Here is a 13,253-nt window from a genome sequence, read left to right as displayed (position 1 = left end):
GCCCAACGGCTACTGCCAGGACCTGACGCCGGACCGGGCTGAAGCGCTCTACTACCATCGCCAGCGGCACCCTCAGACCGAGGAGGCACTCAGATAAGAGAACCTCCCGACACGCCGGGGCGGATCATGATGAGTTTGCGTTGTTGTTGGAGGGGCGGGTGGATCATTCGCATTTGGTGGCTGAGCGGGTGGTGGATGCGTTCAATGTGCCGTTTGTGGTGGAGGGCCATGAGATGTTGATGCGTCCGAGTGTGGGGATGGCGGTGGCGTCCTCGGATGAGCCGGATTTGTCGGCGGAGACGTTGGTGCGTCGTGCCGATATTGCGATGTATGCCGCGAAGCGGGCGCGGTCGTCGGGGGTGCATACGTTCAATGCGGAGATGATGTTGGTCGAGCCCGATGCGGTGGAGTTGGCTGCCAGTGGGTCGGGTCGTTCGGCCGGTGATGGGGCCGCGCAGGTGCGGTTGTTGGGGGAGTTGCGTCGTGCGGTTGATCGTGGGGGTTTGGGGGTGGTGTATCAGCCGAAGTTGGAGTTGTGTTCGGGGCGGATGGTGGGGGTGGAGGCGTTGTTGCGGTGGCCGCATCAGCGGTTGGGGATTTTGCGTCCGGATGCGTTCATGTCGTTGGTGCGTGCGCATGGGTTGATGGGTCCGGTGACCGATTTGGTGGTGGATCGGGCTTTAGATGATGTGGCGGGGTGGGTGGCTTCGGGGGTGTCGATGCCGGTGGCGGTCAATGTGTTCGCGCCGTTTCTGCGTGATCGGCGGTTGCCGGATCGGTTGTGTCGGGCGTTGGAGGCGCGGGGGTTGGCTGCGGGGTTGTTGACCGTGGAGATCACTGAGGATTTGGTGCTCAGTGAGGTGGGTGAGGTCACGGCGGTGTTGCGTCGGTTGCGTGATCACGGGATCCGGGTGGCCATTGATGATTTCGGTAGTGGGTATTCGGCGTTGGCGTATCTGCGGGATCTGCGTATCGATGAGGTGAAGTTGGATCGGCATTTCATCGCCTCGGTGACCACCGATGCCCGGGCGGCCGCGGTGGTGCGTGCGGTCATCGAGTTGACCCATGATCTGGGGATCACGGTGGTCGCCGAGGGGGTCGAGGACGCTGCGACGGCGAGTTGGTTGGGTGAGCACGGCTGCGATATCGGGCAGGGGTACTACTTCGGGCGTCCGGTCGCCGCGGCCTACATCCCCGGCCTGGCCACCACCACAACCCCCACCGACTAACACCCCACCGACCACACACCACAGACGGCTCGAGGTGACCGGGTCGGGCGGTCAGTCGGCGAGCTCGATGTCCTCATCGTCGAGGAACACGATCCTGCCGTCGTCGAGGGCGACCGCCCAGCGCCGCGATTTGGCGGTCTGGCCCGTGTCGACCACGACCTCCGCCCCGGCCAGATCTCCGAAGTCCTCGACGATACGACCGGTGCTTCGGGCGTCGTCGGTGGTGCGGACATATGCCCCGACTTCGAATGACTCCCCACTCATGGGTCAATTAAAGACCACAAACGCAACATCGGTAAACAAGTCCTGCAACTTGCTTCACAGCTGTAACCCGGCGGTGGTGGAGAGTCCACCGTCGACCGGCAACACGACACCGGTCAGGAAGTTGGCCGCCGGCGAGGCCAGATAGACCGCCGCGGCCGCCACATCCTCGGTCCGCCCGATCCGCCCGACCGGGGTCGCCGACGCCAGCCGGTCGCCCACGGCCTCCAGCGTCGCCGCCATCATCTTCGACGGGAACGGGCCGGGAGCGATCGCGTTGACCAGGATCGTCGGTGCCAGCTCGTAGGCCAGATGGCGAGTGAGCTGGTGCAGCGCGGCCTTGGACGCCGAATAGGAGTATGTGCCCATCCGGGGCACGACGATCCCGTCGATCGAGCCGATGTTGATCACCCGGGCCGGATCCTCCTCGTCGGCGGCGGCCTCCAGCAACGGGCGGGCGAGCTGGGTCAGCAGGAACGGTGCCTTGACGTTGAGGGTCAGGACCTTGTCGAACGCGGCCGCCGGAAACGCGTCGAACGGCGCACCCCAGGTGGCGCCCGCGTTGTTGACCAGGATGTCCAGCGAGTCTTCGCGGGCGGCGAGCTGCTCGACCAGTTCGCGGCACTGCTGCTCGTCGCTGACGTCGGCCGGGATCGAATACACCTCGCCGAACTCAGCCAGCCGCTGCGCGGCGACCGCGCAGGCGTCGGGTTTGCGTGAGGAGATGTAGACCCGCGCGCCGGCGCGCAGGTAGCCCTCGGCGATCATCAGGCCGATGCCGGAGCTGCCCCCGGTGATCAGGGCGGTCTTTCCGGAGACGGAGAACAGGTCGGGGAACACGGTGCGGGCGCTCCTGTCGTCGGTGTGCGGGCCGAGTTCATCATTGACCCACCCGAAATGGACCGATTAGTCTATGGCTGTGAGTGTGGACTGGCGGCCCAGCGCGTGCATCCTCTGCGAGTGCAACTGCGGAATCGTCGTGCAGGTGCGCGACCGCTCCCTGTCACACATCCGCGGAGACAAGAACCACCCCGGAACCCACGGATACACCTGCAACAAGGCCCTGCGCCTGGACCACTACCAGAACAGCGCGGGCCGGCTGACCTCCCCGCTGCGCAGGCGCCCCGACGGCGGCTACGAGCAGATCGACTGGGACACCGCCATCGCCGAGATCGCCGCCGGGTTCGCCGCGATTCGCGACACCCACGGCGGCGACAAGATCTTCTACTACGGCGGCGGCGGTCAGGGTAACCACCTCGGCGGCGCCTACAGCGGAGCCTTCCTCAAGGCGCTCGGCGCCCGGTACCGCTCGAATGCGTTGGCGCAGGAGAAGACCGGCGAGCACTGGGTCGACGCCCACCTCTACGGCGGTCACACCCGCGGTGAGTTCGAACACGCCGAGGTGGCGGTGTTCGTCGGCAAGAACCCGTGGATGTCGCAGAGCTTCCCGCGGGCCCGGGTGGTGCTCAACGAGATCGCCAAGGACCCGGGCCGCTCGATGGTCGTCATCGACCCGGTGATCACCGACACCGCCAGGATGGCCGACTTTCATCTTCGGGTGCGCCCGGGCACCGACGCGTGGTGCCTGACCGCGCTGGCCGCCGTGCTCGTCCAGGAGGACCTCTGCGACGACGGGTTTCTCGCCGACCACGTCAACGGCGCCGACGAGGTCAAGGACGCGCTGCGCGACGTCGCCGTCGGCGAGTGCGCCGCGGTGTGCGGCGTCGAGGAACCGCTGCTGCGCGCGGCCGCCCGCCGCATCGCTGCGGCCGAGTCCGCGGCCGTCTTCGAAGACCTCGGCGTCCAGCAGGGCCCGCACAGCACCGTGTGCTCCTATCTGAACAAGCTGCTGTGGATCCTCACCGGCAATTTCGCCAAACGCGGCGGCCAGCATCTGCATTCGTCGTTCGCTCCGCTGTTCAGCCCGGGCGGGGTGGGCCGTACCCCGGTGACCGGCGCTCCCGTCATCGCCGGCCTGGTGCCCAGCAACGCCGTCCCCCAGGAGATCCTCACCGACCATCCCGACCGGTTCCGGGCGATGATCGTCGAGAGCAGCAACCCGGCACACTCGGTGGCCGATTCCGCCGCAGTGCGTGCGGCGTTGGAGTCACTGGAGCTGCTGGTGGTCATCGACGTGGCGATGACCGAGACCGCGCGGCTGGCCCACTACGTCCTGCCGGCCGCCAGCCAGTTCGAGAAACCCGAGGCCACCTTCTTCAACCTGGAGTTCCCGCGCAACACCTTCCATCTGCGGCACCCGCTGTTCGAGCCGCTGGCCGGCACACTGCCCGAACCGGAGATCTGGGCCAGGCTGGTGCGGGCACTCGGTGTGGTCGACGACGCCGACCTCGAACCGCTGCGGCGCGCCGCCCGGGAGGGCCGCGCGGCCTTCGCCGAGGCGTTCCTGACCGCGGTGGGCACCGTGCCGATGCTGGCCAAGACGCTGCCCTTCGTGCTCTACGAGACGCTGGGCCCCACCCTGCCCGACGGGCTGGCCGGCGCGGCGGCGCTGTGGGGACTGGCGCAGAAGGCGTTCATGACCTACCCGGACGCGGTGCGGCGCGCCGGCCACGCCGACGGCGACGCGCTGTTCGAGGCGATCCTGGCCGGCCGCTCGGGGGTGACGTTCACCGTCCACGACTACGCCGACGACTTCGCGCTGATCACCCACCCGGACCGCAAGATCGCACTCGCGATGCCCGAGATGCTCCGGGAGATCCGCGCCCTGCCGGCGCATCCCACCGGGCACACCAGCACCGAGTTCCCGATCGTGCTCTCGGCGGGGGAGCGGCGCGCCTACACCGCCAACGACATCCTGCGCGACCCGTCCTGGCGCAAACGCGACACCGACGGAGCCCTGCGCGTCAGCGTCGAGGACGCCGAGACGCTCGGCCTCGTCGACGGGGGACGGGCCCGCGTCACCACCACGACCGGCAGCGCCGAGGCGACGGTGGAGATCAGCACGGCCATGCTGGCCGGCCACGCGGCCCTGCCCAACGGCTACGGGCTGGACTTCACCGGACCCGACGGCCGGAACCGCACCCCCGGGGTCGCCCCCAACACCCTGACCGCCACGACCTGGCGGGATCCGTACGCGGGCACCCCGTGGCACAAGCATGTGCCCGCCCGGATCGAGGCCCTGGCCACCGAATCCGCCACCGGCTAGCAGCCAGGCGTCTTCTCTAGCGTCTTCTTCAGGGGCTTTTTCGGGGGCTTCTTCAGGGGTGACGTGAGCGGCGTCTTGTACGGTGACCGGCACACGGGGCGGTGTGCGGAACGAGGAGTCGCGGTGGAGTTCAACCTTGCCCGGGTGTTCGCGGCGGTGGCCGAGGCCAACCCGGACCGCGACTGCATCGTCTTCGGCGACCGGCGGTTCAGCTACGCCCAGACCGCCGACCGCGCGGGCCGGCTGGCCCGGGCCCTGCACGACTGGGGGCTGGGCGCCCGCCGCGAACGCCACGAGCTGGCCAACCACGAGTCCGGCCAGAGTCACCTGGCGCTGTACATGACCAACTGCAACGAGTTCCTCGAGGGCATGCTCGGTGCATACCGGGCGCGGGTGGCGCCGTTCAACGTCAACTACCGCTACGTCGCCGACGAGTTGGTCTACCTGCTGGACAACGCCGCGGCCGAGGCGGTGATGTACCACGCCCGGTTCGCCCCGGTGCTCGCCGAAGCGCTGGAGGAAGCCCTGAGGCAGGCCCCGCCCCGGCTGCGGTTGATCCACGTCGACGACGAATCCGGGCACGACCCGCTGCCCGGCGCCGTGCGCTACGAGGAGCTCTTGGCCGCGCAGCCGGACCCGGCGCCGGATCTGCCGCTGTCCCCGGATGACCTGTATCTGCTCTACACCGGCGGCACGACCGGGATGCCCAAGGGGGTGCTCTGGCGCCAGAACGACATCTACCTCAACGCAATGGGCGGCCGCGTGTTCGGCACCGGCGAGGCGGTGCGCTCGATCGACGAGGTGGTGGCGCGGTCGCGGGCCGCCGGCCCGCCGTCGATGACCGTCGCTCCGCTGATGCACGGCGCCGCCCAGTGGTCGGCATTCAGTGCGCTCTGCGGCGGCCGGACCTTCGTCCTGCCGCCGGCCTCGCCGCACTTCGACGCCGCCGCGGCCTGGGCGACGGCCGGCCGGGAACGAGTCGGCTCGATGTCGATCGTCGGCGACGCCTTCGCCCGGCCGCTGGCCGACGCCCTGGAGGCCGACGCGCTGCAGGCCGACGCGTTTCAGGCTCGAGCCTTCGACCTGTCCGCGTTCGGCACGCTGATCAGCGGGGGCGCGGCCTTCACCGCCGGTGTCAAGCAGCGACTGCTGGAGCTGCTTCCCGACCTGGTGATTCTCGACGCGGGCGGCTCGTCGGAGACCGGTGCGCAGATGGGGCAGGCATCCCGGCGGGCCGACCGGGGCAGCGGGCGCTTCGTGCCGAACCCGGGCGCGGTCGTGGTCAGCGCCGACCTGACGCGGGTCCTGGCGCCCGGAGATCCGCAGATCGGCTGGTTGGCCCAACAGGGTGTCGTGCCGCTGGGGTACCTGGGCGACCCCGAGAAGACGGCCCGGACCTTCCCCGTCATCGAGGGCGTCCGCCACTCGGTGCCCGGAGACCGGGCCCGCTGGCACGCCGACGGCACCATCGAGCTGCTGGGACGGGACTCGGTGACCATCAACTCCGGCGGCGAGAAGATCTTCGCCGAGGAGGTGGAGGCGGCCATCGCCGCCCACCCGAAGGTCTACGACGTGATCGTGGTGGGGCGCCCCAGCGAGGCCTGGGGCAGCGAGGTGGTGGCCCTGGTACAGCTTGTCGGGGACGCCGAGCCGGGCGACGACCTGGCGGCGAGTATCGTTGCCGCGGCAGGGGGTCACATCGCGCGGTACAAGCTGCCCAAGGAGGTCGTGTTCTGCGACCGGGTGCAGCGCTCACCGTCGGGTAAGCCCGACTACGGGTGGGCCAAAAGGCGCGTGACGCAGGGAAAACCCTGACGCTCGCGTCGATTAGGTTCCGCGGCGATGGGGTAGACAGCATCGGACGTCACCGGAGACGTCAGGTGCGATCCCAGCACCCAGACCCGTAAGCGAGTACCTCACTTTGCCGAAACCCGTGCCGACACCGTCGCCGAAACCGCCGGTCTACCAGGACCATCTCGAACCCCACTTCGACGACGTCCAGGCCCACTACGACCTGTCCGACGACTTCTTCCGGTTGTTCCTGGACCCCACCCAGACCTACAGCTGCGCCTACTTCGTCTGCGACGACATGACACTGCAGGAAGCCCAGATCGCCAAGATCGATCTCGCCCTGTCCAAACTGGATCTGCGCGCCGGCATGACTGTGCTCGACGTCGGCTGCGGCTGGGGGGCCACGATGCTGCGGGCCCTGGAACAGTTCGACGTCAACGTCGTGGGTCTCACGCTCAGCCAGAACCAGGCCGAGCATGTCGAGCGGCAGCTCGCCGAGGCCCCCCGCGGACGCTCCAAGCGGGTGCTGCTCGAGGGCTGGGAGAAGTTCGACGAACCGGTGGATCGGATCGTCTCGATCGGCGCCTTCGAACACTTCGGGCAGGACCGCTACGACGACTTCTTCGACTTCGCCCACCGGGTGCTGCCCGCCGACGGCACGATGCTGTTGCACACCATCACCACCGCCAGCGACGACGAGGTGGAGGAGATGAACCTCAAGCTGACGATGCCGCTGATCAGGTTCGTCCGCTTCATCATGACCGAGATCTTCCCGGGCGGGCGGCTGCCGTCGGTGACCGAGGTCGAGCGGCACGCCCGCAAGGCCGGATTCGCCGTCAACCGGGTGCACTCGCTGCGCCCGCACTACGCGCGCACGCTGGACCTGTGGGCCGAGGCGCTGCGGGGGCGCCGCGAGGAGGCGATCGCCATCCAGTCCGAGGAGGTCTACGACCGCTACATGAAGTACCTCACCGGCTGCGCGGACCTGTTCCGCAACGGCTACACCGACGTCTGCCAGTTCACCCTGAACAAAACCGGCGGCGCCTGACCCGCCGGCACCGGTCGGCGACGAGACCTCAGGCGGGATGCCTGCTGTGCCCGGGGTGCCGCGGCCGGCGCAGCCACTTGTCGATCCCGACGACGACACTGACCGCGACCGCCAGACCGAAGATCCGCCCCCACACCTCCAGGCCGATCGGGGCGGTCTCGAAGACGGTGTTCATCGACGGCAGGTAGGTGATGGCCAGCTGGGCGATCGCCTGCACGGTCACCCCCAGGATGATGAACCGATTGGAGAACAGACCGATCCTCCAGGCGGAGTGGGTCAGCGAACGACAGCTGAACAGGTAGAACGCCTCGACGACCACGAACAGGTTCAGCGCCGCCGTGCGCGCCTCCGGCAGGCTGGCGCCGTTGGCCAGTTCCCACTCGAACAGCCACCAGGCGCTGGCCACCAGCAACGACGAGACCAGCAGTATCCGGATGACCAGCCCCCGGGTCAGCAGCGGCTCGTCGGGGTCGCGGGGAGCACGGAACATGATGCCCGCCTCCTTGGGCTCGAAGGCGAGCATCAGCCCGAGCGCCACGGCCGTGGTCATGTTGATCCACAGGATCTGGGTCGGCAGGATCGGCAGGGCCGCGCCCAGCGCGATCGCGGCCAGGATCACCAGCCCCTCACCGATATTGGTCGGCAACGTCCAGGCGATGAACTTGGTCAGGTTGTCGAAGACCCCGCGCCCCTCCTCGACGGCGGCCTCGATGGTGGCGAAGTCGTCGTCGGTGAGCACCATGTCGGCGGCGTCCTTGGCCACCTCGGTGCCGCCCTCGCCCATCGCCACACCGATACTGGCCTGCCGCAGCGCCGGGGCGTCGTTGACGCCGTCACCGGTCATCGCCACGACATGCCCCCTGGCCTGCAGCGCCTGCACCAGCCGCAGCTTCTGTTCGGGGGAGACCCGGGCGAACACGCGGGCGCCGTCCACCGCGTCGGGGAGGTCCTCGGGGTCCAGCTCGGCGAGCTGGCCGCCGGTCAGCACCGCGGCCGCACCGTCCTCGTGGCCCTCCATCAGGCCGACCTCGTGGGCGATGGCGGTGGCGGTGCCGGCATGGTCGCCGGTGATCATCTTCACCGCGATCCCGGCGGTGTGGCAGGCCGTCACCGCCGAGGCCGCCGCCTCCCGCGGCGGATCGAGCATCGCCTGCAGGCCGGTCAGCGTCAACGTGGCCGGCAGGGTGTCGTCATCGAAGTCGTCGGGGTCGAAACCTCCGGGTCCGGCGACGCTGCCGACACCGGTGGCCAGCACCCGCAATCCCCGGTCGCTCAGCGCGGCGGCCGCGCGTTCCACCGCGGCCCGGTCCAGCGGCCGGGTGGTGCCGTCGGCGCCCATCTGCGTGCCGCACAGGTCGACCATCCGTTCCACCGAGCCCTTCACCAGCACAACGTGTCCGCCGCCGTCGCGGTGCAGGGTGGCCATGTACTGACGCTCGGAACTGAACGGGATACCCGCGATCCGGGGCAGCGCGGTCGTCAGGCGGGCATGGTCGAGCCCGGCCTTGGCCGCCACGACCAGCATCGCGCCCTCCGTGGGGTCACCCACGACGTCCCAGTGCCCGTCGTCGTCGGTGAGCCCGGCGTCGTTGCAGATTGCGCCCGCGATCAGCGACCAGCGCAGCGCGGCATGGGAATCCACGTCGACGGGCACACCCTCACCGTCGGTGAGCGCGCCCTCGGGGGAGTAGCCGGATCCGCTGACCCGCACCAGGCCGTCGGGGGTCCAGATCGACTCCACGGTCATCTGGTTCTTGGTCAGGGTGCCGGTCTTGTCGGCGCAGATGACGGTGGTGCTGCCCAGGGTCTCCACCGCCGGCAGCCGGCGAATCACCGCGCGCCGCCTGGCCATCCGCGCCACCCCGATCGCCAACGTGATGGTGACCGCGGCCGGCAGACCCTCGGGGATGGCCCCGACGGCCAGGGCGATCGCCGCGGTGAAGGTGTCGACCGCGTCCTGCTGGCGCAGCAGCCCGACGCCGAAGGTGACCGCGGCCAGGCCCAGGATCGCGACGGTCAGGATCTTGCTGAACCACGCCAGCTTGGCCGTCAGCGGTGTCGCCAGGATGTCGGCGGCACCCACCAGCCGGTGGATCTCGCCGATCTCGGTGCCGGCGCCGGTGGCCACGACGATGCCGGCCCCGTGTCCGCCGGTGACCAGCGTCCCGGAATACGCCATGTTGCGGCGGTCGGCCACCGGTGTGCTCTCGGGCAGCATCACCTCGTCCTTGTGCACCGGTGCCGACTCGCCGGTGAGCGCGGACTCGTTGATGCGCAGTTCGGTCTCCCGCATCAACCGCAGGTCCGCGGGCACCTTGTCGCCGGCCTCCAGCAGCACCAGGTCGCCGGGTACCAGTTCCTCGGACGGCACGCTGTGCTCGCGGCCGTCGCGGATGACCTTGGCCTCGGTGTGCACCATCGACCGCAGGCTCTCCAGGGCGGCCTCGGCCCGTGACTCCTGGATGAATCCGACGATGGCGTTGATCACCACCACGCCGAAGATCACCGACGAGTCCACGAACTCCTGCAGGGCCGCGGTGACCACGCCGGCGACGAGCAGCACATAGATCAGCGGGTGGTGGAACTGACGCAGGATGCGCATCGCCAGCCCGCTGCCGGGAGCCGCCGGCAGGGTGTTGGTGCCGAAACGCTCCAGCCGTTCGGCCGCGTCGTCATGCGACAACCCGGCATGCCGGTCGGTCTCCAGTAACAGCACGACCTCGTGTGCGGGGAGTCCGTGGTGCTCGGTGCTGGTGGAGAGGGAAACGGACACGTCAAACCTTCCTTCCATCGCACCAGCCGGCGCGCATAGGGCGGGGCCGGCGGCCTACGGCGCTATCCGTCGCCCTGGCCCGCGGCTTTGCGGGCGATGATCACCGGGACCGGCGCGGAGTGCACGACAGCGCGGCTGACCGAGCCCAACAGCATTCCCGGGAACCCGCCGCGCCCGTGGCTGCCCAGCACGACCAGCTGGGCCTCGCGTGCCTGTTCGAGCAGCCGCGGGGCCGGCTCGTCGCACACCACGACCTTGCGCACCGTGACGTCGGGATACCGTTCCCGCCACCCGCCGAGGCGCTCGGCAAGGACCTCCTCCTCGGAGTCCTTGATGTTTCGCCACTCGATGGGCGCCCAGTTCACGCTGGGAAAGTCGATAGGCCCCATATCGGTCCAGGCGTGCACGGCCACCAGGTCCACACCGCGGCGCGACGCTTCGTCGAAGGCGATCTCGGTGGCCAGCTCCGAGGTCGGCGAGCCGTCGATGCCCACCACCACCGGTGCCTGCGGCGAGCGGGCCGCCGGGTCCTCGTCGTGGATGACCGCGACCGGGCAGTGCGCGTGGTGGACCAGCCCGGAACTGACCGATCCCAGCAGGGCGCCCTCCACGGCGCCCTGGCCCCGGCATCCCACCACCATCAGCGCGGCGTCGTCGGACAGGGCGACCAGGATCGGGACCACCGGGCCGTTGAGGACCTCGCTGGATACCTGCAGCTCACCGGCGGAGGAGGCGCAGTCCAGCGCCACCTTCTGGGCGTGTTCGAGGGCCTGGCGGGCCTGTTCCTGCTGCACCTGCAGGAACTCGGCGGGCATCGGGGTGTTCGCCCAGCCGTCGGCCGGCATGACGATGGGGGCCACCACGTACACCAGTCGCAGCGGCACATTGCGCGTTTCGGCGTCGCGGGCGGCCCATTCGACCGCCGCGATCGAGGACGACGAGCCGTCGACGCCGACGATGATCTCGCCGCCTGTGAGGGAAGATGACACGGGAATCTCCTTAGCGCTGGTGTTCCGCCAGCGGGGGTGAGCCGGACACCATCTACGTTAGGGCAGGCTGGGTGACCGGCGAGAGGGGCGATGGTCACCGATCGGGGGGCACTGGTCCCCGGTGAGACGCAACGCCGTCGGCCCGGCACTGCGGGTTCTCCCAGTGGGTTCTCCCAGTGGGTTCTCCCAGTGGGTTCTCACCGTGGGTTCTCACCGTGGGTTCTCACCGTGGGTTCTCACACTGGGTTCTCACACTGCGCGCAGATAGCGCTGGGTCATGATGCGTTGCACCACCGAGGCCGCCGGCGCGCCGACGCGGCTCCACCAGGTGTTCGGTGTGGAGAACGCGGTGACCTGCGCGTACACCGAGCCGCTGGCGGGATCGATGCGTACGGCGAAACACTCCTCACCGGCCTCGGGGTGCCCGGGCAGCGTGCCGTAGGCGAAACCGCGGTGGTCGGGTTCGTCGATCACGTAGACCACCCGGCAGGGCGCCGGGATCGGGCCGAGGCGCCCCAGCACCAGCGTCCCCACGCGCGCCACCTCGGTACTGGCCGTCACCCGCACCCCCGCCCCGCGCAGCATCCCGTAGCGCATGACCGCCCCGGCGGCCCGGTCGAAGCGGTCGCGGCCCTGACCGATGCGCCCGGCGACCCGGATGTGGTGATAGCCCGCCGGCATCTCCCGGCCGTCGGCGGTCGCCCCGACGTCGTCGTAGGTCAGGGGCAGCCCGTCCAGATCGCTCAACCTCACACCGGGCACTCTCGCACGGCCGCACGGGCTCCGTCGTCGCACGGGGTTCCGGGCCGCCCGCGCGCCGACCGGGCCCGCCGACACCCCGGATCGGGGCGCTGAGGCGCTGGCTGCGGCCCGCCCCAATTACCGTATCGGGTGTGGCACCCGAGCATCCGCACGCCGGCGGCGGTTTCAACCCGCCCGAGCCCACCTCCAAGGGCGGCCCCGACTACGGCCGGTTCGTCGGGGCGGTCCGGGCCCTGCAGGACCGCGCCCGCGCCGCCGACGCCCCCGACGAGGTCATCGCCGAGGCCGCCGACCTGCTCGAGAAGGTGTCCGAGCTGCTCGCCCCCTTCGACGCCGACGAATGGTCCTCGCCGTCGGGACGGCGCCTCGACCTGCCCAACCGCGGCAACGTGCTCTCCGTGCCGATGGAACTGGAGCGCACCGCCGACGGCCGGGTCGAGGGATGGGCCCGCTTCGCCCGGTTCCATCTGGGCCGCAACGGTGCCGCCCACGGCGGCGCGATCGGGCTGCTCTTCGACTCGGTGCTGGGCTTCACCGCCGCGGCGCTCACCGGGCAGCGCTACCAGCGCACCGCGTTCCTGCACGTCGACTACCGGCAGATCGTCCCGGTCGAGCAGACCCTGCGCGTCGAAGCCGGACTGCGCGGCGAGGAGGGGCGCAAGATCTTCGTCGAGGCGGGGCTGTACCGCGGCGAGGACCTGCTGACCGAGGCCCATGCACTGTTCGTCAAGCTCAAGCCGGGGCAGCCGTGATCGACCGGCTGATCCTGTGGCGCGAGCACCTGCGCAGACGGCGGACCACCAACGCGGCCTACCGGGCGGTGGTCGGTATCACGGGTGCGATCGTGCTGGTCGCGGGCATCATCGCCATCCCGTACCCGGGCCCGGGGTGGGCCATCGTCTTCGTCGGCCTGGCGATCCTGGCCAGCGAGTTCGCCTGGGCACACCACACGCTGCGGTACTCGCGACGCCGCTACGACGCGGTGATGCAGTGGTTCGCCGCCCAGTCGCTGTGGCTGCGCGCCATGGGCGCGGTGCTGACCGGCATCGTCGTCGTCGGCACGTTGTGGCTGGTCGGGGCCCTGGGCTGGTCGGCGGGTCTGGTCGGCGTCGACGAGGCGTGGCTGCGCAGCCCCCTCGGCCTGGGCTCCTGAGCCGACCCACCGTCAGCGCCAACCCGCTTGAAGCACCCCGATAGCATGGTCGCGACCGCGGCACACCGCGATCCCCCTACC

General features: G+C 69.8%; 11 protein-coding genes. 6 read left to right on the top strand and 5 right to left on the bottom strand.

Features of this window, described 5'->3' with window-relative positions:
• Nucleotides 1-158: 158 nt before the first annotated feature.
• On the top strand, nt 159-1,229 hold the full coding sequence (locus CSR00_RS20530) for a putative bifunctional diguanylate cyclase/phosphodiesterase (RefSeq protein WP_407662490.1): 1,071 nt from the start codon (nt 159-161) through the stop codon (nt 1,227-1,229).
• A gap of 51 nt (nt 1,230-1,280) precedes the next feature.
• Here the strand turns inward: CSR00_RS20530 and CSR00_RS20525 are convergent, their stop codons facing one another.
• Nucleotides 1,281-1,493 carry a hypothetical protein gene (locus tag CSR00_RS20525; RefSeq protein ID WP_099024275.1) on the bottom strand — a complete coding sequence of 71 codons (213 nt, stop codon included), beginning with the start codon at nt 1,491-1,493 and terminating at the stop codon, nt 1,281-1,283.
• A gap of 54 nt (nt 1,494-1,547) precedes the next feature.
• Nucleotides 1,548-2,330, bottom strand: a complete 783-nt coding sequence (locus CSR00_RS20520) for a glucose 1-dehydrogenase (RefSeq protein WP_099024274.1) — start codon at nt 2,328-2,330, stop codon at nt 1,548-1,550.
• A 79-nt stretch (nt 2,331-2,409) separates the two neighbouring features.
• On the opposite strand from CSR00_RS20520, the gene CSR00_RS20515 reads away from it, so the two are divergent.
• The 3 genes from CSR00_RS20515 to CSR00_RS20505 all read left to right on the top strand — a co-directional run bounded on the left by CSR00_RS20515 (nt 2,410) and on the right by CSR00_RS20505 (nt 7,495).
• Nucleotides 2,410-4,656: a molybdopterin-dependent oxidoreductase gene (locus CSR00_RS20515; RefSeq protein WP_245906315.1), complete on the top strand. Its 2,247-nt coding sequence runs from the start codon at nt 2,410-2,412 to the stop codon at nt 4,654-4,656.
• 123 nt (nt 4,657-4,779) lie between these two features.
• A complete protein-coding gene (locus CSR00_RS20510) occupies nt 4,780-6,471 on the top strand; it encodes an acyl-CoA synthetase (protein ID WP_099024272.1) in 1,692 nt (563 codons plus the stop codon).
• A 118-nt stretch (nt 6,472-6,589) separates the two neighbouring features.
• Nucleotides 6,590-7,495, top strand: a complete 906-nt coding sequence (locus tag CSR00_RS20505) for a cyclopropane mycolic acid synthase family methyltransferase (RefSeq protein WP_099024271.1) — start codon at nt 6,590-6,592, stop codon at nt 7,493-7,495.
• Nucleotides 7,496-7,523: 28 nt separating this feature from the next.
• On the opposite strand, the gene CSR00_RS20500 is transcribed toward CSR00_RS20505, so the two are convergent.
• From CSR00_RS20500 to CSR00_RS20490, 3 genes are all read right to left on the bottom strand, one after another.
• Nucleotides 7,524-10,268, bottom strand: coding sequence for a cation-transporting P-type ATPase (locus CSR00_RS20500; RefSeq protein WP_099024270.1), 2,745 nt, complete (start codon nt 10,266-10,268; stop codon nt 7,524-7,526).
• Between the two features lie 62 nt (nt 10,269-10,330).
• Nucleotides 10,331-11,257: a universal stress protein gene (locus CSR00_RS20495; protein ID WP_099024269.1), complete on the bottom strand. Its 927-nt coding sequence runs from the start codon at nt 11,255-11,257 to the stop codon at nt 10,331-10,333.
• Between the two features lie 249 nt (nt 11,258-11,506).
• On the bottom strand, nt 11,507-12,010 hold the full coding sequence (locus tag CSR00_RS20490) for a DUF1990 domain-containing protein (protein ID WP_099024268.1): 504 nt from the start codon (nt 12,008-12,010) through the stop codon (nt 11,507-11,509).
• A 140-nt stretch (nt 12,011-12,150) separates the two neighbouring features.
• On the opposite strand from CSR00_RS20490, the gene CSR00_RS20485 reads away from it, so the two are divergent.
• A complete protein-coding gene (locus tag CSR00_RS20485) occupies nt 12,151-12,771 on the top strand; it encodes a PaaI family thioesterase (RefSeq protein WP_099024267.1) in 621 nt (206 codons plus the stop codon).
• Nucleotides 12,768-13,172 carry a TIGR02611 family protein gene (locus tag CSR00_RS20480; RefSeq protein ID WP_099024266.1) on the top strand — a complete coding sequence of 135 codons (405 nt, stop codon included), beginning with the start codon at nt 12,768-12,770 and terminating at the stop codon, nt 13,170-13,172. The genes CSR00_RS20485 and CSR00_RS20480 overlap by 4 nt, the downstream gene beginning before the upstream one ends.
• Nucleotides 13,173-13,253: the final 81 nt, after the last annotated feature.

The sequence above is a fragment of the Mycolicibacterium palauense genome, from assembly GCF_002592005.1.
GTDB classification, from domain to species: Bacteria; Actinomycetota; Actinomycetes; order Mycobacteriales; family Mycobacteriaceae; genus Mycobacterium; species Mycobacterium palauense.
The sequence above is the reverse complement of the archived record's forward strand: the minus strand, read 5'-3'. Positions and strand labels throughout refer to the sequence as shown.